The organism is Streptomyces sp. NPDC048441 (assembly GCF_043200235.1).
GTDB lineage: Bacteria > Actinomycetota > Actinomycetes > Streptomycetales > Streptomycetaceae > Streptomyces.
Window position 1 is genome coordinate 78,322 of the sequence record NZ_JBICXM010000005.1, and the last position, 22,368, is coordinate 100,689.

The following is a 22,368-nucleotide window of genomic DNA, read 5'->3' on the forward strand; positions in this document are numbered from 1 at the left end:
TCGCGCTGGTGGAGATTCATCCGTTCGTGGCGCAACATTTATGTTTGAAAGAGGCGATCCCCGTACCGTGACCCTGTGTCATTTGATCTACGTGTCGCGGCCCACAGCCCCCGCGGAAGCGCCCTCCTCCTCGCGCTGCTCGTGCTCCTGGCAGGCTGTTCGGCACCCGCGGACAACGCCGACGAACCATCGGGCTCCCGGTGGCAGCCGCGTCCGGGGACCGACTGGCAGTGGCAACTCAGCGGCAGGCTCGACCCTTCCGTCGACGCGCCCGTCTACGACATCGACGGGTTCAACCACTCCAAGGCGACGGTCACCGACCTGCACAAGCGCGGCCGTAAGGTCATCTGCTACCTCTCCACGGGCGCCTGGGAGGAGTTCCGCCCTGACGCGGGCAAGTTCCCCAAGTCGGTCCTTGGCAAGGGCAACGGCTGGGGCGGCGAGCGCTGGCTCGACATCCGCCGCACGGACGTCCTCGAACCCCTGATGGCCGAGCGCATCGAGATGTGCCGCAAGAAGGGCTTCGACGCGGTCGAGCCGGACAACATGGACGGCTACGCCAACCGCACCGGCTTCCGGCTCACCGGCACGGATCAGCTCCGCTACAACCGCCTGATCGCGCGTCTCGCGCACGATCGCGGGATGGCCGTGGGCCTGAAGAACGATCCGGACCAGATCCCGAGCCTGGTGGAGGACTTCGACTTCGCGGTCAACGAGCAGTGTGCGCAGTACGACGAGTGCGCGCGCTGGAAGCCGTTCATCGAGGCGGGGAAGGCGGTGTTCCACGTCGAGTACGAGCTGCCGACGCGCGAGTTCTGCCCCCAGGCGCGGAAGCTGAAGCTGTCCTCGATGCTGAAGAAGTACGAACTGGGCGTGTGGCGCGAGGCCTGCGGCGGCTCAGCCGAGGGCTAGGACCACCAGGGCCGCTGTGGCGGCGGTCTCGGCGAGCGCGCCGAAGACGTCACCGGTGATGCCACCGAAGCGGCGGACGCAGTGGCGCAGGAGCAGTTCGGCGGCGCAGACGGCGAGGACGACGGCGGCCGCGAACCGCACGATGTCGTACGCCCCCCAGGGCGCGGCGGCGGCTGCCGCGGCGACGGTCACCGCGGCGGCGATGAGCAGGGCGGAGCCCTTGCCGACCGTCCCGGCCACCGCTGCTCCAAGGCCCTCCGGGCGGGCCGGGGGGATGCCGTCGCGGGCGGCCAGGGTGAGCGCGAGGCGGGCGGCGGTCGCCGAGACGACGGCGGCGAGTGCTCCCCGGCTCCAGGAGGCGTCGTACAACTGAAAGAGAACGGCAACCTGGGCGAGCAGGGCGAAAAGCAGCGTGATGACGCCGAAGGGACCGACGTCGGACTGCTTCATGATGCGGAGGGCCTGGTCGGCGGGTCTGGCACTGCCGAGCCCGTCGGCGGTGTCGGCGAGGCCGTCCAGGTGCAGGCCCCTGGTGAGCACGGCGGGCACGGCGGCGGTCGCCACTGCCGCGAGGAGCGGTTCCGCTCCCAGAGCCATGAGAACCCCGCCGATCGCTGCGGCGCAGAGGCCGACCACCAGCCCTGCCAGTGGGGCGCAAAGCATCCCGGAGCGGGCTGCTTCGCGGTCCCAGCGGCTGACTCTGACGGGGAGCGCGGTGAGGGTGCCGAAGGCGAAACGGAGGCCGTCGGCGGGGGATGTTCTGGGCACCGCGGCAGGCTACAGGGGGCATCCGCAGGTGCGGCGCACCCGCTCGCGCCCGAGGATGGCCCCATGGGTGACTGGTGGTACCGGAACATCGTGGAGCCAGGGAAGCTCCCGCTCCTCCTGGCCCTGCTCTCCTTCGTGGGCTCGTTCCTCGTCACCCGCACCATCACGCGCCTCATCCGTGCCGGAAAGGGCCCCTTCCGGAACATCAGCTCCGGCGACGTGCACATCCATCACGTCGTACCCGGCATCTTCCTCATGCTCGTAGGCGGTTTCTGGGCGGTCGCCGCAGGCAGCCACGGCCTCGCCTCGATGCTCGCGGCGGTCTTCTTCGGCGTCGGCGCCGGCCTCGTACTCGACGAGTTCGCGCTGATCCTCTACCTCGACGACGTCTACTGGAGCGAGCAGGGCCGCAAGAGCGTCGAGGTCGTGATGCTCACGGCGGCCCTGGTCGTCCTCGTGCTCACCGGCTTCACCCCGTTCGGCGTGAACGACCTGACGCCCGATGAGCGGAGCAACCGCGCGGGCCTCGCCCTGAACGTCGCCGTCAACTGCTGCTTCGCCCTGGTCGCCCTGGCCAAGGGAAAGCTGCGGACAGCCCTCATCGGCATGGTGATCCCGCTCGTGGCGATCGTGGGTGCGGTCCGCCTCGCCCGCCCCGGATCGGCATGGGCCAGACGCTTCTACCGCAACCGGCACCGCGCCCGAGCCCGAGCGGGCCTGCGCGCCTTTCACCACGATCGTCGCTGGGCAGGCCCGCGCCGCAAGGTTCAGGACTGGATCGGCGGCAAACCCGACCCGGAACTCGCCCGCCCGCGCCGCTGAAGCACCGTCGAGCAGACGCACAGCACGACCACCGCCGCGATCGCGGCCACGTGCTCCTTGCCCGCGAGGTTGTTCTTGACGAGCACTTCGACGACCATCACGGCGATCACGAGTCCGGCCGTGAACCAGGCCCGGTGGCGCCAGCACACGTAGACCGCGAGCCCGACGACGGCGGCGGACGGACCGGTGTCGACGACCTGGGCGTCCGAGGCCGGGAGCCCCAGCGGGTTGCCGGGCCCCCACTCGATGCCCACGCGCGCGTAGAGCGTGCCCGCGAGGGTCGCCGCGTAGCCGACGACGAGCGTGCGCCACCAGCCGACGCAGATCTCCGCGATGCCGAACACCAGCAGGATCTGCGCGAGCGCACCCCAGACGGGCAGGTCGAGCGCGGGTACGAAGAGGGAGAGCGGGGTGCGGAGCAGGGCGAGCCAGAGCGGGTCCTCGGCCCGTACGGAGCCGATGTTCTGGACGAACTGATAGCCCCAGGACTGGTTCTGCACGAACTGGAAGAGGGCGGTGAGACAGACCGCCGCCAGCGTCATCGGGGCGGCCCGCCACCGCCGGGAGACGATTCCGTCGCGCACGGTGCCGTACAGGTCGTAAAGAGAGCCCCACTCGGCACGCGCCAGACGGGCCAGCCGCGCCAGGGGCGTAAGGCGGGGCGGCCGCGGCGGCCGGCCAATGGCCAGGAAACTCATCTACGGGACTCCAGATGCTTGCGGTGCAGCCACTTCGGCAGGCCCGGCGCCTCCAGGAAGCCCTCCGCGCGGGCCGACGCGATGCCGATGCGCGGCAGGTCACCGCTCTTCTCGAAGAGCAGGAAGCGGGGCTCCCAGATCGGCCGGTACTTCGCGTTGGCGCGGTACAGCGATTCGATCTGCCACCACTTCGAGAAGAAGCTGAGCAGCGAACGCCACAACCGCAGGACAGGGCCCGCGCCGAGCCGCGAGCCACGTTCGAAGACCGACCTGAACATCGCGAAGTTGAGCGACACCTGAGTGATCCCGATCTCGGCCGCGCGCTGGAGCAGCTCGATGACCATGAACTCCATCAGCCCGTTCTCGGAGCCGCGATCGCGCCGCATCAGATCAAGCGAGAGCCCCCGGGGCCCCCACGGCACGAAGGACAGGACAGCCCGCAACTGCCCCTCCCCGTCCGTGCATTCGAGCATCACGCACCGCCCGTCGGCGGGATCTCCGAGCCGCCCGAGAGCCATGGAGAAGCCGCGTTCGGTGGCCCCGTCACGCCAGTCGTCGGCACGCTCGAGCAGGTAGGTCATCTCATCCGCCGGAATGTCTTCATGACGGCGGATCCGCACCTCATAACCGGCCCGCTTGACCCGGTTGTACGCCTGACGGACGGTCCGCATGGCCCGCCCCTCCAGAGTGAACTCCGCGATCTCGACAATCGCTTCGTCGCCCAGCTCAAGCGCATCGAGGCCATGCCGGGCGTAAATAGTCCCGGCCTCCTCGCTCGCGCCCATCACGGCAGGCAGCCACCCGTGCTCGCGCGCGTCGGCGAGCCAGGGCTCGATGGCGCCGGGCCAGGCCTCCGGGTCGCCGATGGGATCGCCGGAGGCCAGTGAGACGCCCCCGACCACCCGGTAGGCGACCGCCGCCTTGCCGCTCGGCGACCACACGACGCTCTTCTCACGGCGCAGCGCGAAGTAGCCGAGCGAGTCGCGCTCGCCGTACTTGTCGAGCAGCCTGTGCAGCCCCCGCTCGTCCTCCTCGGTGAGCGGATCGACCGCCCTGCGCGAGCGGAACGCGGCGTACAGGACGGCCAGGAGGAGAAGCGTGCTGAGCCCGTTGATGGTGACGTTGACCCAGCCGGGCGTGGTGATGCCCTCGAACCGCTTGTCGTCGGCGGCCAGCGAGACCAGGCGCATCGTGCCGTAGCGCCAGCGGTCGATGAAGGACGAACGGAAGTCGTCGTGCGCGCGGTTGGTGACGGTGACCAGGAGCGCGGCGACCAGCGAGGTCACCAGAAGACCGCCGACGGCGACGGCCGCGGCGAGCTTCGGATTGGAGCGGTCGCCCTTGGCGTAGAACTCCCGGCGTCCGATGATCAGCGAGCCGACGAAGGCGGCGGTGAGGGCGAGGGAGATCCAGTTCTGCGCGTACTGGCGGATCTCCGGGAAGATCATCGCGAACGCGAGGAGGAGCAGGAAGAGCCCACTGAGTACGAGGTTGAGAATCCAGGCGGCGCGTTTGCGGCGGCGCATCGTGATCGCCAGGAACATCGTGAACGCACCGGAGGCGAAGCCCGCGGTGAGCAGATATGGCGTGAAGTAGTTCTCGGTGTTGTGCCGCCGCAGATCCTGCCCGAGGGAGACCCAGACCGCGCTCAGAAAGTTGATGAAGGTTACGGCGCGGAGGTACCAGACACTAAAGGCTGCGGCGACACGCTGACGGCGCCCGGCAACAGATTGCTCGTCTCCCATGAAAAGGGATCATATGGGCCATGCCGGGCCAACTCCGGCTGTATCCAGCCGCGCCTCTACTCGGCTTCGGGCTGGGCGCCAGGCTCAGCGTCGACCTCGGCCTCGACCTCAACTTCGACCTCAACCTCAACTTCCGGCAGCTCAGCCGAAAGCGCGGCCGCGGCCCGCACCAGCGGCAGGGCGAGCAGCGCGCCGAGCCCCTCGCCCACCTGCACGCCCTGCTCAAGGACCGGATCGAGCGCCATCCGGTCCAGCGCCTTGGCCTGCGCGGGCTCCCCGCTGCTGTGCCCCGCGAGCCACCAGTCCGGCGCCCGGAAGGCGACCCGCTGGGCGACAAGGGCCGCGGCCGATGCGACCACGCCGTCAAGGATGACCGGCGTACGCCGCACCGCACACTGCAACAGGAACCCGGTCATGGCGGCGATGTCCGCCCCGCCCACGGTCGCGAGCAGCTCCAGCTGATCCCCGAGGACGGGCCGGGCGCGCCGCAGAGAATCCCTGACCGCCGCGCACTTACGCATCCACGCCAGGTCGTCGATCGGTGAACCGCCCCGCCCGGTGACCACCGACGCGTCGGTCCCGCACAGCGCGGCGACCAGCGTCGCCGCGGGCGTGGTCCCTCCGACGCTCACATCGCCGAGTACGACCAGGTCGGTCCCGGAGTCCGCCTCCTCGTCGGCGACGGCCATCCCGGCCCGCACCGCGGCCTCGGCCTCGTCGGCCGTCAGCGCGTCCTCGATGTCGACGCGACCCGAGCCGCGCCGCACCCGGTGCCCCGCCACCTGCGCGGGAAGGTCGGCCGGGTCGCAGTCCAGGGCCATGTCGACGACCCGGACGGGCACGTCGAGGCGGCGCGCGAGGACGGCGACGGGGCTCGCGCCGGAGAGTGTGGAGCGGACGAGCTCGGCCGCGCTGCCCGCGGGCCTCGCGGACACATCGAGGCGGGCGACCCCGTGGTCGCCCGCGAACAGGACCACGCGCGGGCGCTCGACCGGCTTGACGGGCACCGATGACTGGGCCGCGGAAAGCCACTCCGCCAGCTCGTCGAGGCGGCCGAGTGCCCCGGGCGGCACGCTCTGCCGCTCCCTGCGCTCCTCGGCGTCGCGGCGTATTCCGCCGTCGGGCCGCTCGATCAGGTCCGTGAAGTCATCGAGATTCAGCGAGCTCATTCGCCGAACAGTACCGGCAGGGTCAGGCCGCGGATCGGACGGCCCGGCACGGTGTCGTTACGCCGGTGCCGATGATCCGTTACGTACCGTCTGAACCGAGTTGTCGTGCCCTTTGTCCAGGCACGCCCGCACTGCCCGACAGAGGAGCCCGCCACGCCCATGGACGCCGCTCAGGCCGCCGCCACCCAGGCCGAGAAGATCTTCGACGTCCCGCGGGCCACCCGCCGCCACCGGGCACGCGCCCGTGCGATGGGCCGGGTCGCCGAGCCCGAGAGCTGGCTCGACATCGACACCGGACACGGGCACTTCCCCGCCGCCGCACAGCAGGTGCACCCGTACACCGCCTTCGACGGCCTCGACCTCACCGAGCGCGTGGAAGAGGGCCGCGGAGCAGGCCGCGTGGAGGAGGCCCACCGTGGGCTCCTCGCCGATCTGGCACCGAAGCTCGCGGGGCGCTACGACGCGCTCAGCATGTTCCACTACCTGGAGCGCAGCGCCGACCCGCGCATCGAACTCATCGCCGCCCGCACGGTGTTGCGCCCCGGCGGCCATCTGATGATCGAGGTCCCCGTCCCGGAGAGCCGGTACGCCGGATTCCTCGACAAGGGCCGGCTCGGACCCGAACCCCACCACCGCATCCCGATCACCGCACTGTGCCGCGATCTCGAGAGCCTCGGCTACACCGTCGTCGCCACCGACCGGCGCGAGGCGCACATCCCGCTCGACCTGACGGCGGGCCTCGCCGCCGTCCTCGGCCGCGTCCGTGCCACGGCCCGCGTCGCGGCCCCGCTCCTCGCCGCCGCGGCCCTGGCCGACCGCCTGCTCGCCCCTGTCGTCAGCCGCACCCGGTTCTCCAACGCCCACCGAGTCATCGCCCGCAGGAACCCGTAACCAGCCTCATCACCCTCATCATCTTCATTAGCCTCATCAGCCCCGCAGGACGACCGCCTGCCCCGCCACGACCATGATCACGTGCTCGCACTCCGCAGCGAACGCCGCGTTCAGACGGCCCAGTTCATCGCGGTAGCGGCGGCCGGACGCGGTCGCGGGGACGATGCCGGAGCCGACCTCGTTCGAGACGGCCACGACCGTACGCCGCGTCGCGCGCACCGCGTCCGTGAGTTCGGCGATCCGCTTGCGCAGCGCCCGCTCGCCGCCGCCCGCCCATTCGTCGTCGTCCCACGCGTTCACCTCGTCCATGGCGTACGTCAGCCACAGCGAAAGGCAGTCGATGAGCAGCGGGGGCCCGTGCTCGGTGAGCAGGGGCACCAGGTCGCAGGTCTCGGTGGTGCTCCACGACCCGGGGCGCCGCTCACGGTGGGCGCTCACCCGGTCCGCCCACTCGGCGTCGCCGTTCCTGGTCCCGCCCGTCGCCACGTACAGCACTTCGGGGAAGGCTTCGAGCCGCCGCTCGGCCTCCACCGACTTCCCTGACCTGGCGCCGCCGAGCACGAGGGTGCGGCGCGGCACGTCCGGTACGTCCTCGTAGGCGCCGACCACCAGCGTCGTCCCGTCCGGCACGGCCCGCGCACCGGCCGCGGCCAGCCTGCGGGTCAGCTCCGCGCCGGGCGGCACCTCATGGTCCAGGTGGACGGCGACGACGTCCGTGGTCGGCCCGATCGCCCCTGCCGCCCGGAGCCGCGCGAGTCCGTCGGGACGCCCGATGACATCGGCGACAACCATCTCGTAGGCGGGATGTCCGTCCGGGACCCCGGCGGGAGCACCGCCCGGCGGCAGGTACAGCAGCCGCTCGCCGCCGGGACCCACCACCTCGTACCCCGTGCCCGGATGGTCCATCGCCACCGCGCGTACCCGGTGCCCGGTCAGGAGCGCGAGCTCCCGCCCGTCGGGCACCCGGCCCGGCTGCGGAAGACCGGCCGGGACCTCCACCGAGGGTCCTTCGTGCGGATGGGAGAGCAGAACCTGGCGTACGCCGCCGAGCGAGTGCCCGGCGCGGGCGGCCGCGAAGGCGGCACCAGGGGTGAGGTCGAGCAGCAGGACGCCGTCCACCAGGAGCGCCGTCGCGCCGCGCGTGGCGCCGCCGAGCGCGGTCGCACAGGCCGCGCAGGGGCAGCCGGGACGGGGCAGGCCTTCAGGGGCACCGGTGCCGAGCAGAGTCAGTTCCACGAGAAGATCCTCCCGCGTCGCCGCGAGCGGCGCTCGCCCGGCTAGGCTTCAAGCGGCTTCACACAGCTGTCGGACCATCGGGAGGCTGGCATGACGGCATGGATTTGGCGGTTCGAGAAGGCGGACGGGACTGAGGTCCAGCCCGCTCTGACGCCGGAAGAGTTCACGACTCAGGGGGACGCGGAGTCCTGGGTCGGCGAGTACTGGAAAGAGCTCGCGGAAGGCGGCGCCGACCAGGTGTCGCTCTTCGAGGACACGAACAAGATCTATGGGCCGATGAGCCTGCACGCGGAGGACGCGGCGCAGGGATGAGTGACGCCTGAACGCGAGGGGGTGGCCGCACCGGCGGCCACCCCCTCGCGGCGTTCCTGCCTCTCCGCCCCTAAATTTCGCCCAGCGTGACGTCGGCGGTCTTGTCGGCGCCGTCGCGTGTGTACGTCACCTTCGCCTTGTCGCCCGGCTTCTCCCCGGCGAGGACCTCGGAGAGCGAGGTGATCGTGGTGATGTCGGCATCGCCCACCTTGGTGATGATGTCGCCCGCCTCGATGCCCGCATCGGCCGCCCCGCCGCCCTTCCGCGCCTCGACGACGGCCACGCCCGCGGGCTTGTAGTCGTCACCGAGGACCGTACGTCCCGTGATGCCGAGGGCGGCCCGGCCCGAGTCGGTGACCTTGCCGTCCTTGATGATCTGGTCGGCGACCGTCTTCACCATCGTGGACGGGATCGCGAAGCCGATGCCGGGCGCCGCGCTGTCGCCCATGTCCGGGTCGGTCGCGGCGAGCGTCGGAATGCCGATGACCTCGCTGTCGAGATTGACCAGGGCGCCGCCGCTGTTGCCCGGGTTGATGGCGGCGGACGTCTGCACCATGTTCGCGATGGTCGCCCCTGTGGCCCCGCCGGTGCGGCCTTCGCTGACGGTCCTGCCGGTCGCGGAGACGATGCCCTGCGTGACGCTTGACGACAGGCCGAGCGGCGAACCCATGGCGAGCACGATCTGCCCGACCTCGGCCTTCTCGGAGTCACCGAACTTCGCGGCCTTGAGCCCGCTGGGCACGTTGTCGAGCTTGATGACGGCGAGATCCTGCTCGGGATACGCGGCCACGAGCTTCGCGCCGAGCGTCTGCTCGCCGGTGGCCGTCGTCACCTTGAAGTTCTTTTCCTTGCCCACGACATGGGCGTTGGTGACGATATGGCCCTTGTCGTCGTAGACGACGCCGGAGCCGAGACTGTCGGATGCGTCGATCTGTACGACCGACGGCAGGACGTCCTTGATCACCTGCTGGTAGCCGTCCTGGAGGTCGCCCTTCGCCATGGGCGCGGCTTGAGTGGTGGATTCACCGGAGTCCCCGGAACCGGGGCTTGAGCAGCCCGCGACGATGAGTGCGGCGGCAAGGGAGGCGGTCACGGTGACGGCACGGGTACGCGAGGCATTCATGCCCCGAGTGTCGCTTTCGCCCCCATACGGCGCCCTGAATTGCGGGGCAATCGAGTGGGTGGGCGGGAAACATCCGCCGCGAAGCGGCGGCTCGGTCAGTCCCGCACACCACAGACGTGCAGCAACGCGGCCACCCGTCGATAGGGATCAGTACGCCCGGCCCGCTCCTCGGCAGCCAGCAGCGCCCCCCACTCCGCGTCCCCCGGCGCAGCCGCGTCGTCCGCCGCGACATCGGTGAAGACCCGCACCCCGTACCAGGCGTGCAACGGCGCCGCGATCCCCGCGAGCGAGGCGGACACCGTATCGATCCTGGCCGCACGCACGGCGGCACCGGGCTCGTCCCGATCCGTATCGGCGTCGAAGGCGGCAAGCGCCCCGCTCCAGTCCCCGCCGAGCCCCGGCCGCATGGCCACGGACTCCGCGTTCCTGACGAGCAGCGAGAGGAGCCCCCCGGGCGCCAGCATCCGAGCGAGCCCCGCGAGCAGCGCGTCCGGCTCCTCCACCTGCATCAGGCCGCCATGACAGAGCACGACGTCGAAGCTCCCGGGCAGGAAATGAACCCCCGTGTCCCGCCCGTCGCCCTCGATGATCCGTACCCGCCCCCGGATCCCCTCGGGCTCCGCGGCGAGCGCGGCACGAGCGGCGGCCACCAGGCCGGGATCCTGCTCGACGCCGGTCACCTTGTGACCGGCGCGAGCGAGCCGCAACGACTGCGCGCCGCGCTCCATGCCGACATCGAGCACGCGCAGCCGCTGCCCCACGGGGAAGCGCGCGGCTATCTGCTCATCGAGCTGCCGGGCCACGAGCTCCTGACGCACGGCATCGCGCAGGCGCGGCAGGCTCAGGGCCGCTCTCCGCGCTTGACCTGCGGCTTCGGGAGCCTGAGGCGGCGCATCTGGAGCGTACGCATCAGGGCGTAGGCGACCGCGCCCTTCTTGCTCTCGCTCGGGAAGCGCTCGTTCAGGCGCTTCTTCAGACGGATCGCCGTCGCCACCGAGTCCACGATGATCAGGACGATCACGAAGAGCCAGAGCAGCAGCGCGATGTTCTGCAGCTGCGGGATCCGGACCATGCTCAGTACGAGGATGATCACGGCGAGGGGCAGGAAGAACTCGGCGATGCAGAACCGCGAGTCCACGAAGTCACGCGCGAACTTGCGCACGGGGCCCTTGTCGCGGGCGGGCAGATAGCGCTCGTCACCGCTGGCGAGCGCCTGGCGCTGCTTGTCCATCTGGACGCGGCGATCACTGCGCTGCCGCTTCGCCGCCTCCTTGCGCGTCGCAGGCGTGTTGGCCACGCTGCGGCGCTGGGTCTGGGCCTCACTGCGCTTGGGCGTGGGGCGGCCCTTGGGGGCCTCGGGGTCACGGGGCTGCTGGGAGTCGGTCACCGGGGCTTTGCTCGCCGGGGCCTTCTCGTCCTTGGATCGGCTACGGAACACAAAACCCAAGGGTACGGGGTGCTGACGCATGGACCTTCGCCGGACGGGGAACGATCCGGCAACACCGGGCGTCTTGATTATGTGCCTAGGGGGACGTTCCGGGCGGTTTGCCGGCGCTTCCCCGTCGGTTCCCGGGCGGTTCCCGGGGGTGCACCTACTCCCTACGCCGGAGCGGAGCGGGACGCAGTCGTCCTTGGGGATGAGCGCATCCGCCCGCGAACAGTGCGGTAATGGATGCAGGGCCCGTACTGTGGGTTCTGTTGCAGTACCTGAGAGCTGGAAGTCGTCAGAAGGGGGCGCGCGAAGCCCATGAGCGGTGTCATGAAGCGTATGGGGATGATCTTCCGCGCGAAGGCGAACAAGGCCCTTGACCGGGCCGAGGATCCGCGCGAAACCCTCGATTACTCGTACCAGAAACAGCTCGAGCTGTTGCAGAAGGTGCGCCGCGGTGTCGCCGATGTGGCGACCTCGCGCAAGCGCCTCGAGCTGCAGTTGAGCCAGCTCCAGAAGCAGTCCTCCACCCTGGAGGACCAGGGCCGCAAGGCGCTTGCCCTCGGCCGTGAGGACCTCGCACGCGAGGCGCTTTCACGCCGTGCGGCGCTCCAGCAGCAGGTGACCGACCTGGAGACACAGCACCAGACGCTCCAGGGCGAGGAGGAGAAGCTCACCCTGGCGGCGCAGCGCCTCCAGGCCAAGGTCGACGCCTTCCGTACGAAGAAGGAAACGATCAAGGCCACGTACACCGCGGCGCAGGCGCAGACCCGGATCGGCGAGGCCTTCTCCGGCATCTCCGAGGAGATGGGCGACGTCGGCATGGCGATTCAGCGTGCCGAGGACAAGACCGCGCAGCTCCAGGCGCGGGCCGGCGCGATCGACGAACTCCTCGCCTCCGGCGCCCTCGACGACTCCTCCGGGCTCGCCAAGGACGACATCCAGTCCGAGCTGGATCGCCTCTCCGGTGGTACTGATGTAGAGCTGGAACTGCAGCGGATGAAGGCGGAACTGGCGGGTGGCTCTTCGGCGACGCCGAAGCAGGCCATCGAGCCGGGTCAGGGACAGTCCCAGACGCCGACGCCGCAGGACACTCCGCGCTTCGACAAGCAGTAACACCGCTCACGTCCGAGGAGGGCGACATGATCGTACGGATCATGGGGGAGGGGCAGGTGGAGCTGGCCGACAGCCACTTCACCGAACTGAACAAGCTGGACGACGAGTTGCTCGCCGAGATGGAGAGCGGCGACGAGTCCGGCTTTCGCCGGACGCTGACGGCGCTGCTGGACAAGGTCCGGCAGCTGGGCACTCCGTTGCCCGACGACGCCCTTGAACCCTCCGAGCTGATCCTCCCGTCCCCGGAGGCGACGCTGGACGAGGTCCGCGAGATGCTGAGCGATGACGGGCTGATCCCCGGCTAGTCCTGGCCGGGGGCCTTTTGCGGCGGCGACGCCTGGCTCTCGGCTGAGCGCAGCTTCGCGCCAGAGCTGGGCTGAGCTCCGTCCGCACGGCCGTCCTGTCCCGACGCTTCGCGCCGGATGTGTCCCACCCACCCGCCCGATTACCCGGCGGTGCTCGGGCGGGCTGCGGAACCCGATGCGGGGCAAACGGGCGGGTGGGCGGGAAAGATCCGGCGCGAAGCGCCGGGACAGGACCACCACGCCCCGGCACGGGTCAGTGCACCGAGGGCTGGTCGGCAAGCCCCGGCACGGGTCAGCGCACCGAGGGCTGGTCGGCAAGCCCCGGCACGGGTCAGTGCACCGAGGGCTGGGCGGCAAGCCCCGGCACGGGTCAGTGCACCGAGGGCTGGGCGGCAAGCCCCGGCACGGGTCAGTGCACCGAGGGCTGGTCGGCAAGCCCCGGCAGGGGTCAGCGCACCCAAGGCCGGGCGGCAAGCCCCGGTGGCGGCGCCGAACCGCAGGGCGGTGCCGCAAGACCGGTCCCCGCAGCCCGCAGGGCCCCGTACCGTTCAAGGTGTGACCACTCTCGTGCGAGGCCGCTGTTGGGCCAAGGAGCATCCCCTGGCCGTGGACGCCGCCCTCGCCGCGGCCGTACTTGTCTGCATGGTCACCAGCTCCTTCGTCGAGCCGTACGCCCATGACGGCGGCCCCCGTTGGGGCACCCGCACCCCGGGCACGCTGAGCGTCGTCCTGATGCTGCTCGGCGCCGCCGCGCTGGTCTTCCGCCGCAGAGCCCCCCGCATCGTGCTCGCCGCGACCGGCGCGGTGTCCGTCCTCGACCTGGTCACGGGCGAGTTCCGGGGCGCCGTCGTCATGAGCGCGGTCATCGCGCTCTACACCGTCGCCGCCACCACCGACCGCCCCACCACGTGGCGCATAGGCGCGGTCACCATCACGGGTCTCACCGGGGTCGCGATGCTGGCGGGCCCCCTGCCCTGGTACGCCCAGGAGAACCTCGGCATCTTCGCCTGGACCGGCATGGCCACCGCGGCGGGCGACGCCGTCCGCAGTCGGCGGGCCTTCGTGGACGCCATCAGGGAGCGTGCCGAGCGCGCGGAACGTACCCGTGAGGAAGAGGCGAGACGGCGCGTCGCCGAGGAGCGGCTCCGCATCGCCCGCGATCTGCACGACGTCGTCGCCCACCACATCGCCCTGGTCAACGTGCAGGCAGGGGTGGCGGCCCATGTCATGGACAAGCGGCCCGACCAGGCCAAGGAAGCCCTCTCTCACGTACGGGACGCCAGCCGCTCCGCGCTCAATGAACTCCGTGCCACTGTGGGCCTGTTGAGGCAGACCGGCGATCCCGAGGCGCCCACCGAACCGGCCCCTGGCCTGGCCCGTCTCGACGACCTCGTCGACACCTTCCGGCACGCGGGCCTCCCCGTGGAGGTGACCTGCGGCGACGCGGCGGCGCAGCTGCCCGCCGGAGTCGACCTGGCCGCCTACCGCATCATCCAGGAGGCCCTCACGAACGTGCAGAAGCACGCGGGGTCGGGCGCCAAGGCCGAGGTCAGCGTCGTCCGCGTAGGACCGAACGTCGAGGTCACGATCCTGGACGACGGCGCGGGCGAAAAGAACGCGGGCGAAAAGAACGCGGGCGACAGGAAACCGAGCACCGGGGAGAGCGAAGGCGGCGGGCACGGCCTCCTCGGTATGCGCGAGCGCGTCAGCGCGGTCAACGGCCGCTGCACCGCGGGACCCCGCTACGGCGGCGGTTTCCGCGTCCATGCGATCCTGCCGGTCACGTCGAAGCCGGTCAGCCCGGCAGAGGGAGGGACCGCGTGACGATCCGGGTGCTGCTCGCGGACGACCAGGCACTGCTGCGCAGCGCGTTCAAGGTGCTCGTCAATTCGGAGCCGGACATGGAGGTCGTCGCCGAGGCGTCGGACGGCGCGGAGGCCGTCGAGCTCGCCAGGTCGCAGGCCGCCGATGTCGTGCTCATGGACATCCGGATGCCCGGCACGGACGGTCTCGCCGCCACCCGCCTCATCAGTGCCGACCCCGCCCTGGCCCACGTACGCGTGGTCATGCTGACGACCTTCGAGGTCGACGAGTACGTGGTGCAGTCGCTGCGCGCCGGTGCCTCCGGCTTCCTCGGCAAGGGCGCGGAGCCGGACGAACTGCTCGGCGCGATCCGGATCGCGGCGGCCGGCGACGCCCTGCTCTCCCCGGCGGCGACGAAGGGTCTGATCGCCAAGTTCCTCGCGCAGGGCGACAGTTCGGACGGCGACGGGGTGCGCAGCGAGCGGCTCGACGCGCTCACCGTGCGCGAGCGCGAGGTCCTCGTCCAGGTCGCGGGCGGGCATTCGAACGACGAGATCGCCGAGCGGCTCTCGGTCAGCCCGCTCACCGTGAAGACCCATGTGAACCGCGCGATGGCGAAGCTGGGCGCCCGTGACCGGGCACAGCTCGTCGTCATCGCGTACGAATCCGGCCTGGTACGTCCAAGGGTGGAGTGAGCGCGGGGGCGATGTACTGCGCCCGCAGTATGTGCGACATAAGAACGGGTCCTCGGAGTGACGATTCCTGCCTTGGACATGGCAGATCGTGTAGGAGGCACCGACCTGCCGGTGCCCGTTCCTGCGCAGTACGCCACAGAGAGAGACCACCATGTCCTGGCTGTCCCGCTTCAGCCTCGCCCAACGGGCCCTTGTCGGGCTGATATCGATCATCGCCCTCGTCTTCGGCGCGATCGCGATCCCTCAGCTCAAGCAGCAGCTGCTGCCCTCCATCGAACTCCCGATGGTGTCCGTCCTGGCCCCTTACCAGGGCGCGTCCCCCGATGTGGTCGAAAAGCAGGTCGTCGAACCCCTCGAATCCTCGATCGACGCGGTCGACGGCATCACCGGCATCACCTCCACGGCGAGCGAGGGCAACGCCGTGATCATGGCCCAGTTCGACTACGGCAGCGGCTCCAAGCAGCTCGTCGCCGATGTCCAGCAGGCCGTGAACCGCGCCGGGGCCGAACTCCCCGACGACGTCGACCCGCAGGTCATCGCGGGCTCCACGGACGACATCCCCACCGTGGTCCTCTCCGTCACCTCCGACAAGGACCAGCAGGCGCTCTCGGACCGGCTCGACCGCACGGTCGTCCCCGTCCTCGAGGACATCGACGGCGTAGGCCAGGTCACCGTCGACGGCGTGCGCGACCTCCAGGTCGATGTCACCCCCGACGACAAGAAGCTGGCGAAGGCGGGCCTGACCCCGGCCGCGCTCGGCCAGGCGCTCCAGGCAGGCGGCGCCACGCTCCCCGCGGGCTCCTTCGACGAGGACGGCAAGAACCGCACCGTCCAGGTCGGCGGCGGCTACACATCGCTGAAGCAGATCCAGGACCTGATGGTCACCCCCGAGGCCAAGCCGGGTTCCCCGGCGGGCGCGGGCAAGGGCAAGCCGGTGCGCCTCGGTGACCTCGCCACGGTGAAGCAGCAGCCGTCGGACGCCACGTCCATCACACGGACGAACGGCAAGCCCAGCCTGGCCCTCTCGATCACCATGGACCAGGACGGCAGCGCCGTCGCCATCTCCGACGCGGTCAAGGACAAGCTGCCCGACCTGCGCAAGGACCTGGGGGCCGGATCGGACCTGACCGTCGCGAGCGACCAGGGCCCGGCCGTCTCCAAGTCCATCGAGGGCCTCACCACGGAGGGCGCGCTCGGCCTGGTCTTCGCGGTCCTGATCATCCTGGTCTTCCTGGCGTCGATCCGCTCGACGCTGGTCACCGCGGTCTCCATCCCGCTCTCGGTCGTCCTCGCCCTGATCGTGCTGTGGACGAGGGACCTCTCCCTCAACATGCTCACGCTCGGCGCGCTGACCATCGCCATCGGCCGGGTCGTCGACGACTCGATCGTGGTCCTGGAGAACATCAAGCGCCACCTCGGCTACGGCGAGGAGCGCGAGGCCGCGATCATCAAGGCGGTCAAGGAGGTCGCGGGCGCCGTGACGTCCTCGACCTTGACCACGGTCGCGGTATTCCTCCCCATCGGCCTGGTCGGCGGCATGGTGGGCGAGCTCTTCGGCTCCTTCTCGCTGACGGTGACGGCGGCGCTCCTGGCGTCCCTGCTCGTCTCGCTGACGGTCGTGCCGGTCCTCTCGTACTGGTTCCTGCGTCCCCCCAAGGATGTGCGCGGCGCCGACCCGGAGGAGGCCCGCCGCAAGGCGGAGGAGAAGGAGGCGAAGAGCAGGCTCCAGCGCTTCTACGTCCCCGTCCTGCGCTTCGCGACCCGTCGCCGCCTCACCAGCCTCACCATCGCGATCGTGATCCTCGTGGGTACGTTCGGCATGGCACCGCTCCTCAAGACCAACTTCTTCGACCAGGGCGAGCAGGAAGTCCTGACCATCAAGCAGGAGTTGAAGCCGGGCACCAGCCTGGCGGCGTCCAACGCATCGGCCAAGAAGGTCGAGAAGATGCTGGACGGTCTCGACGAGATCAAGGACTACCAGGTCACGGTCGGCTCGTCCGGTTTCATGGCTGCCTTCGGCGGCTCCACGGACACCAACCAGGCCTCGTACACCCTGACGCTCAAGGACAAGTCCTCGTACGACACGACGCAGGACAAGGTCGAGGAGGAGCTCGGCAAGCTCTCCGGCATCGGTCAGACGTCCATCGCGGCCGGTGACGGCTTCGGCAGCCAGGATCTGAGCGTGGTCGTCAAGGCCGCCGACGGGGATGTGCTGCGCAAGGCGTCCGAAGAGGTGCGCGACGAGGTCGCGAAGATCGACGACGTCACGGACGTCCAGAGCGACCTGTCGCAGAGCATTCCGCGGATCTCGGTCAAGGCCAACTCCAAGGCGGCGGCAGCCGGTTTCAACGACACCACCCTCGGCCAGGCCGTCGCCCAGGCGGTCCGCGGCACCGAGAGCGGCAAGGCGATCCTCGACGACACCGAGCGCGATGTCGTGGTGAAGTCGGCGCAGCCCGCGAAGACGCTCGCCGAGCTGCGGAAGCTGAACCTCGGCTCCGTGAAGCTCGGTGAGATCGCCGACGTCAAGCTGGCCGACGGTCCTGTCTCGATGACCCGCATCGACGGTGCGCGCGCCGCGACGATCACCGCGAAGCCGACCGGCGAGAACACGGGCGCGGTCAGCGCCGACCTCACCAAGAAGCTCGACGCGCTGAACCTGCCGGACGGCGCCACGGCGTCCATCGGCGGTGTCTCCGAGGACCAGGACGAGGCGTTCGCGTCGCTGGGCCTCGCGATGCTGGCGGCGATCGCGATCGTCTTCATGCTGCTCGTGGCGACGTTCCGCTCGCTGATCCAGCCGCTGATCCTGCTGGTCTCGATCCCGTTCGCGGCCACCGGCGCGATCGGCCTGCTGATCGCGACGGACACCCCGATGGGCGTCCCGGCGATGATCGGCATGTTGATGCTGATCGGCATCGTGGTGACCAACGCGATCGTCCTGATCGACCTGATCAACCAGTACCGCAGGCAGGGTCACGGCGTCGTCGACGCGGTCATCGAGGGCGGCCGCCACCGGCTCCGCCCGATCCTGATGACGGCCCTCGCGACGATCTTCGCCCTGCTCCCGATGGCCCTCGGCATCACGGGCGAGGGCGGCTTCATCGCCCAGCCGCTCGCGGTGGTGGTCATCGGCGGTCTGATCACATCGACGCTCCTGACCCTCCTCCTCGTCCCGACGCTGTACGCGATGGTGGAACTCCGCAAGGAGAAGAGGCGCGCGAAGCGCGAGGCGAAGCGGGCCAAGAAGGCCGGGGGCTCGCCGCAGGCGGGTTCCGAGTCGGACGACCCGGAACCGGCCCAGGTCTGAGCCTGTGGGCCGGTGGGGCTGATCGCGCAGTTCCCCGCGCCCCTTACGTGGCTACGGGGCGCCCCTCATCCAGAGGGGCGCCCCGTCCACGTACGGCCTACGGCAGTGCCAGCATCCGCTCGAGCGCCAGCTTCGCGAACTGCTCGGTCTCCCGGTCGACCTCGATCTGGTTGACCAGCTTGCCCTCGGCCAGGGACTCGAGCGTCCAGACCAGGTGCGGCAGGTCGATCCGGTTCATGGTCGAGCAGAAGCAGACCGTCTTGTCGAGGAAGACGATCTCCTTGTCATCGGCGGCGAAACGATTCGCCAGGCGGCGTACGAGATTCAGCTCGGTCCCGATCGCCCACTTGGAACCGGCGGGAGCCGCCTCCAGGGTCTGGATGATGTGCTCCGTGGAGCCCACATAGTCGGCAGCGGCCACGACTTCGTGCTTGCACTCGGGGTGCACCAGGACGTTGACGCCGGGAATCCGTGCGCGCACGTCCTCCACGGACTCCAGCGAGAAGCGCCCGTGCACCGAGCAGTGCCCGCGCCACAGGATCACCTTCGCGTCCCGCAGCTGCTGAGGCGTCAGGCCGCCGTTCGGCTTGTGCGGGTTGTAGAGGACGCAGTCCTCGAGCGTGAGGCCCATGTCGCGGACGGCGGTGTTCCGGCCGAGGTGCTGGTCGGGCAGGAAGAGGATCTTCTCGCCCTGCTCGAAGGCCCACTCCAGGGCTCGCTTGGCGTTGGACGAGGTGCAGATCGTCCCGCCGTGCTTGCCGGTGAAGGCCTTGATGTCGGCCGACGAGTTCATGTATGAGACGGGCACGACCTGCTCGGCGATCCCGGCATCGGTCAGCACGTCCCAGCACTCCGCGACCTGCTCGGCGGTGGCCATGTCGGCCATCGAGCAGCCTGCGGCCAGGTCGGGCAGGACGACCTTCTGGTCGTCGCCCGTCAGGATGTCGGCGGACTCGGCCATGAAGTGCACACCGCAGAAGACGATGTACTCGGCCTCCGGCTTGGCGGCCGCGTCCTTGGCCAGCTTGAAGGAGTCGCCGGTGACATCCGCGAACTGGATGACCTCGTCGCGCTGGTAGTGGTGGCCGAGCACGAAGACCTTGTCCCCGAGCTTCTCCTTGGCGGCGCGGGCGCGCTCCACCAGGTCGGGGTCGGAGGGCGACGGCAGATCGCCGGGGCACTCCACGCCGCGCTCGCTCTTGGGGTCGGCCTCGCGGCCGAGCAGCAGCAGGGCGAGCGGCGTCGGCTGGACGTCGAGGTCCACGAGTTCCACGGGGGACTGGGCGGTGGTCACGAGACACGCACCCTTTCTCTTCTACAGACGAGCCTTTTCGTCTAATTGACGTTATCTATCATAACCGCTTCACGTCAGTTTGACGATGGCCATAGTGTCGATGTGACGCGTTCGCCTTTCATGGGCCCGTGCCCCACGGGATGGCATGTGCGAGCATGAAGGGACAGACAGCCGAGAAACACAGCACTCGGCCCGGAATGAATCCGCGGCCCTGGCGGTTTCAACCGTCGGCAAGCAGTCTCCGTACAACCCGGGAGAGAAGCAGATGTCCGTATCGGACGAGACCACCACCGTGAGCGACGGCATCCTCCTGTCCGACGCCGCCGCGGCCAAGGTCAAGGGCCTTCTTGAGCAGGAGGGCCGGGACGACCTCGCGCTGCGCGTCGCCGTTCAGCCCGGCGGCTGCTCCGGCCTTCGCTACCAGCTGTTCTTCGACGAGCGCTCGCTCGACGGCGACGTGCTCAAGGACTTCGACGGCGTGAAGGTCGTCACCGACCGAATGAGCGCTCCCTACCTGGGCGGCGCCTCCATCGACTTCGTCGACACCATCGAGAAGCAGGGCTTCACGATCGACAACCCGAACGCCACGGGTTCCTGCGCCTGCGGCGACTCGTTCAGCTAAGCCTGTACGACAACGGCGGCCCCCGAAGCACTTCGGGGGCCGCCGTCGTAGTTCCTGCGTTCCTGCGTTCCTGCGTTCCTGCGTTTTCCGCGGGCTGCTGCTGTTTCTTCTTCTGCCGCTTCTGCTACTTCTGCCGCACTGTCCCGCCGCCCGTCGCGTCCACGACCTTGCGGTCGCCGAGCGGCTGGTCGAGCTTCACGGTCTCCGTGAACTCCTTGGCGATCATGATGCAGACCTCGCCCTTCTTATGGGTTTCGGTCACCTTCACGCGCACGCTGTCCTTGCTCTCGTCGGCCGACGCCGCGTAGTCACTGCAGACGCCGCCCCAGAAGTGCAGCGTCAGCGACTTGCCATCCGCCGCGTAGGACTCGACGTGCACCTTCGGGCTCGGGCTCGTGCCCGGCTTCTCGGTGGGCGTCGGGGTGGGCGAAGGCTTGCTCGGCGTGGTCAGGAACTTCGGCTCCACCGCGGGATGCGTCACGGTGAAACTGTCCTTGGCGCCCTGCGGCTTCACATCGAACAGCCAGGAGGGCACGAGCGTCTGACGCCCGTCCACGAACTGCACCGCGAGGCCGAACGTCGCGCCCTTCACCGTGACCGGCTGCGGCTTCGGAGGCGCCGAGGAGGGCTCCTCGCACGGAGCCTGCGTCTTGGTGCCGGCGGCGGGGTTGCCGGCGGTGTCGTCGTTGGGTACCGCCGTGGCGCAGCCGCCGATGCCGACGCGGCCATCGCCGCTGCCGCTGCCGGACTTGTTGAGCTGGTCCAGGGTTTCCTGGGCGCCGATCACCGGGTACGTCGCACCCTTCTCCGGTGCCTTCAACTGGCCGCTGCCGCCGACCACTTGGCCGTCGGTGCCGACCTGGATGCCGGTCGACCAGCCGTACGTCGGGAGGCCGCCCACCTTCGGGTCGGCATTCACCACCCGTACGGCACCCATGAGTTGGCGCGCGTCCAGCTTCGCGTCGTCCTGGCCGACGGCCTTGAGGATCGGCGCCGCCGCCTTCTTCGCCGCGCTTTCACCGACCGCGTCACCCTTGCCGTTCGGAGCGGTGGAGGTGCCCGAAGACGTCTCCGAACAGGGCTTGCCCTTCTGGCAGTTGTCGCTGCCGCCCGTCGCGTGCCGGGTGAACGTCCAGGTGCCGGGGGCCTGCTTGCCCACCTGGAGCGAGGGTCCCGAGCCGTCCTTGGTGGGGCCGATCTTCCAGGCACCCTCTTGGGAAGTGGGCTTCCCCGTGACGCCGAGGGCCTTGGCCAGCTCGGCCACCTGCGCCTCGGTGACCGTGCCCCGCGCGTGATAGACGGGGGCCGAATCAGGGCCGCCGGGCAGCTTGCCCTCGGCGCGGTAGGTGGCGCCGCTCGGGTCGGGCTCGCCGGGGGCGATCCCTTGCGTGCTGCCTTCCTGCCGGTCGCCGTCCGTGTATCCGTCGAGGGCGAGCGGCGGAGGCGTACCGCCGTCGCTGCCGGGAGAACTCTCCTTGCCGCCACCGCTGCCGCCGGACGCGGTCGCGGCGAAGTAGGCGCCGCCGCCACCGACGAGCAGCACCGTGGCCGCCACCGACGCGACGGCAAGGCGGGAACGCCGCCGCTGCGAATCGGCCGCGTCTTGAACGGATCGGTCGGTGCTCACCGCATCGCTCCTTCGACTGCACTGCTGTCCCTGGAGGCCCGTGCGTGGGCCTCGTTCGTATCCCGCATCCCCTTTACGGGGGACAGCGGTGGGACGCGGCGGGGGAGCGCGCGGTTCCCTTCGCGCGCGCCGATGCCCCGGGACCAGTCTCCGGCCGAGCTCTTGTTTCAGCCGTTTCAGCCGTCTCAGTCGCCGTATTCAGACATTCCGTCGATCAGTCGTGCGGAGGCGGGCGGGACGGAGATGCCGTGGATCAGTGCGGGCGACACAGGGGCGGCCGGGGCGCCGGCGGGAGCGGTGGGAGCCACCCAGTGCGGGGCCATGCGGGCGCAGTCGCCACGCAGCGTCTCCATGTTCTCGATGGTCTCCGGGGGATCGACGGGACGTGTCGTGAGGACATGCTTCGAGATAACGGCCATATCCGCACCGTACGCATCGCACACCCCGCGAAAAAAGACCTACTATCGGGTAGTTTTGCCTCTTCAGCGGGG

The 22,368-nt window shown here is 70.0% G+C and carries 21 protein-coding genes; 10 read left to right on the forward strand and 11 right to left on the reverse strand.

What is annotated here, in order from left to right; all coding sequences use genetic code 11:
* Window positions 1-75: 75 nt before the first annotated feature.
* A complete protein-coding gene (locus ACGFSB_RS14025; RefSeq protein WP_393398220.1) occupies window positions 76-912 on the forward strand; it encodes an endo alpha-1,4 polygalactosaminidase in 837 nt (278 codons plus the stop codon).
* On the opposite strand, the gene ACGFSB_RS14030 is transcribed toward ACGFSB_RS14025, so the two are convergent.
* Complete coding sequence (locus ACGFSB_RS14030) at window positions 898-1,680, reverse strand: adenosylcobinamide-GDP ribazoletransferase (protein ID WP_393398222.1); 783 nt, start codon at window positions 1,678-1,680, stop codon at window positions 898-900. The two genes, ACGFSB_RS14025 and ACGFSB_RS14030, sit on opposite strands and share 15 nt — an antisense overlap.
* 63 nt (window positions 1,681-1,743) lie before the next feature.
* Between ACGFSB_RS14030 and ACGFSB_RS14035 the strand changes: the two genes are divergently transcribed.
* On the forward strand, window positions 1,744-2,502 hold the full coding sequence (locus ACGFSB_RS14035; protein ID WP_393398224.1) for a hypothetical protein: 759 nt from the start codon (window positions 1,744-1,746) through the stop codon (window positions 2,500-2,502).
* Here the strand turns inward: ACGFSB_RS14035 and ACGFSB_RS14040 are convergent.
* The 3 genes from ACGFSB_RS14040 to cobT are packed head-to-tail and all read right to left on the reverse strand — an operon-like array spanning window position 2,448 to window position 6,114.
* Window positions 2,448-3,200: a hypothetical protein gene (locus ACGFSB_RS14040; RefSeq protein ID WP_393398226.1), complete on the reverse strand. Its 753-nt coding sequence runs from the start codon at window positions 3,198-3,200 to the stop codon at window positions 2,448-2,450. The two genes, ACGFSB_RS14035 and ACGFSB_RS14040, sit on opposite strands and share 55 nt — an antisense overlap.
* Window positions 3,197-4,945, reverse strand: a complete 1,749-nt coding sequence (locus ACGFSB_RS14045; RefSeq protein ID WP_393398228.1) for a phosphatidylglycerol lysyltransferase domain-containing protein — start codon at window positions 4,943-4,945, stop codon at window positions 3,197-3,199. The genes ACGFSB_RS14040 and ACGFSB_RS14045 overlap by 4 nt, the downstream gene beginning before the upstream one ends.
* 56 nt (window positions 4,946-5,001) lie before the next feature.
* Window positions 5,002-6,114: a nicotinate-nucleotide--dimethylbenzimidazole phosphoribosyltransferase gene (cobT, locus tag ACGFSB_RS14050; protein WP_393398230.1), complete on the reverse strand. Its 1,113-nt coding sequence runs from the start codon at window positions 6,112-6,114 to the stop codon at window positions 5,002-5,004.
* Between the two features lie 159 nt (window positions 6,115-6,273).
* Here cobT and ACGFSB_RS14055 point away from each other — a divergent pair, with 159 nt between their 5' ends.
* Window positions 6,274-7,005, forward strand: a complete 732-nt coding sequence (locus tag ACGFSB_RS14055; RefSeq protein ID WP_393398232.1) for a class I SAM-dependent methyltransferase — start codon at window positions 6,274-6,276, stop codon at window positions 7,003-7,005.
* Window positions 7,006-7,041: 36 nt separating this feature from the next.
* On the opposite strand, the gene ACGFSB_RS14060 is transcribed toward ACGFSB_RS14055, so the two are convergent.
* Window positions 7,042-8,241, reverse strand: a complete 1,200-nt coding sequence (locus ACGFSB_RS14060; protein WP_393398234.1) for a bifunctional adenosylcobinamide kinase/adenosylcobinamide-phosphate guanylyltransferase — start codon at window positions 8,239-8,241, stop codon at window positions 7,042-7,044.
* Window positions 8,242-8,331: 90 nt separating this feature from the next.
* Between ACGFSB_RS14060 and ACGFSB_RS14065 the strand changes: the two genes are divergently transcribed.
* Entirely contained in the window at window positions 8,332-8,553 is a 222-nt protein-coding gene (locus tag ACGFSB_RS14065) for a hypothetical protein (RefSeq protein ID WP_393398236.1), read from the forward strand.
* 70 nt (window positions 8,554-8,623) lie between these two features.
* On the opposite strand, the gene ACGFSB_RS14070 is transcribed toward ACGFSB_RS14065, so the two are convergent.
* The 3 genes from ACGFSB_RS14070 to ACGFSB_RS14080 form a co-directional block, all read right to left on the reverse strand.
* The gene (locus ACGFSB_RS14070) at window positions 8,624-9,676 is read right to left on the reverse strand and encodes a S1C family serine protease (protein WP_393398238.1); all 1,053 of its coding nucleotides are present in this window, start codon (window positions 9,674-9,676) and stop codon (window positions 8,624-8,626) included.
* Between the two features lie 95 nt (window positions 9,677-9,771).
* On the reverse strand, window positions 9,772-10,494 hold the full coding sequence (locus tag ACGFSB_RS14075) for a class I SAM-dependent methyltransferase (RefSeq protein ID WP_393398240.1): 723 nt from the start codon (window positions 10,492-10,494) through the stop codon (window positions 9,772-9,774).
* 23 nt (window positions 10,495-10,517) lie between these two features.
* Entirely contained in the window at window positions 10,518-11,144 is a 627-nt protein-coding gene (locus ACGFSB_RS14080; RefSeq protein ID WP_393398242.1) for a DUF3043 domain-containing protein, read from the reverse strand.
* 279 nt (window positions 11,145-11,423) lie between these two features.
* Here ACGFSB_RS14080 and ACGFSB_RS14085 point away from each other — a divergent pair, with 279 nt between their 5' ends.
* The 5 genes from ACGFSB_RS14085 (at window position 11,424) to ACGFSB_RS14105 (ending at window position 18,334) form a co-directional block, all read left to right on the forward strand.
* Window positions 11,424-12,221: a PspA/IM30 family protein gene (locus ACGFSB_RS14085; protein WP_393398244.1), complete on the forward strand. Its 798-nt coding sequence runs from the start codon at window positions 11,424-11,426 to the stop codon at window positions 12,219-12,221.
* Between the two features lie 26 nt (window positions 12,222-12,247).
* Window positions 12,248-12,526: a hypothetical protein gene (locus tag ACGFSB_RS14090; protein WP_393398246.1), complete on the forward strand. Its 279-nt coding sequence runs from the start codon at window positions 12,248-12,250 to the stop codon at window positions 12,524-12,526.
* A gap of 555 nt (window positions 12,527-13,081) precedes the next feature.
* Window positions 13,082-14,350, forward strand: coding sequence for a sensor histidine kinase (locus ACGFSB_RS14095; RefSeq protein WP_393398248.1), 1,269 nt, complete (start codon window positions 13,082-13,084; stop codon window positions 14,348-14,350).
* The gene (locus ACGFSB_RS14100) at window positions 14,347-15,024 is read left to right on the forward strand and encodes a response regulator (RefSeq protein ID WP_393398250.1); all 678 of its coding nucleotides are present in this window, start codon (window positions 14,347-14,349) and stop codon (window positions 15,022-15,024) included. The genes ACGFSB_RS14095 and ACGFSB_RS14100 overlap by 4 nt, the downstream gene beginning before the upstream one ends.
* 151 nt (window positions 15,025-15,175) lie before the next feature.
* On the forward strand, window positions 15,176-18,334 hold the full coding sequence (locus ACGFSB_RS14105) for an efflux RND transporter permease subunit (protein ID WP_393398252.1): 3,159 nt from the start codon (window positions 15,176-15,178) through the stop codon (window positions 18,332-18,334).
* Between the two features lie 97 nt (window positions 18,335-18,431).
* Here the strand turns inward: ACGFSB_RS14105 and nadA are convergent, their stop codons facing one another.
* Window positions 18,432-19,628: a quinolinate synthase NadA gene (gene nadA, locus ACGFSB_RS14110; RefSeq protein ID WP_393398254.1), complete on the reverse strand. Its 1,197-nt coding sequence runs from the start codon at window positions 19,626-19,628 to the stop codon at window positions 18,432-18,434.
* 265 nt (window positions 19,629-19,893) lie between these two features.
* Here nadA and ACGFSB_RS14115 point away from each other — a divergent pair, with 265 nt between their 5' ends.
* Window positions 19,894-20,250, forward strand: coding sequence for an iron-sulfur cluster assembly accessory protein (locus ACGFSB_RS14115; RefSeq protein ID WP_363307246.1), 357 nt, complete (start codon window positions 19,894-19,896; stop codon window positions 20,248-20,250).
* A 124-nt stretch (window positions 20,251-20,374) separates the two neighbouring features.
* Here ACGFSB_RS14115 and ACGFSB_RS14120 read toward each other — a convergent pair whose 3' ends face one another.
* Together ACGFSB_RS14120 and ACGFSB_RS14125 are read right to left on the reverse strand one after the other, a co-directional pair.
* Complete coding sequence (locus ACGFSB_RS14120) at window positions 20,375-21,877, reverse strand: hypothetical protein (protein WP_393398256.1); 1,503 nt, start codon at window positions 21,875-21,877, stop codon at window positions 20,375-20,377.
* Window positions 21,878-22,062: 185 nt separating this feature from the next.
* A complete protein-coding gene (locus ACGFSB_RS14125) occupies window positions 22,063-22,296 on the reverse strand; it encodes a hypothetical protein (protein WP_393399066.1) in 234 nt (77 codons plus the stop codon).
* Window positions 22,297-22,368 lie beyond the last annotated feature (72 nt).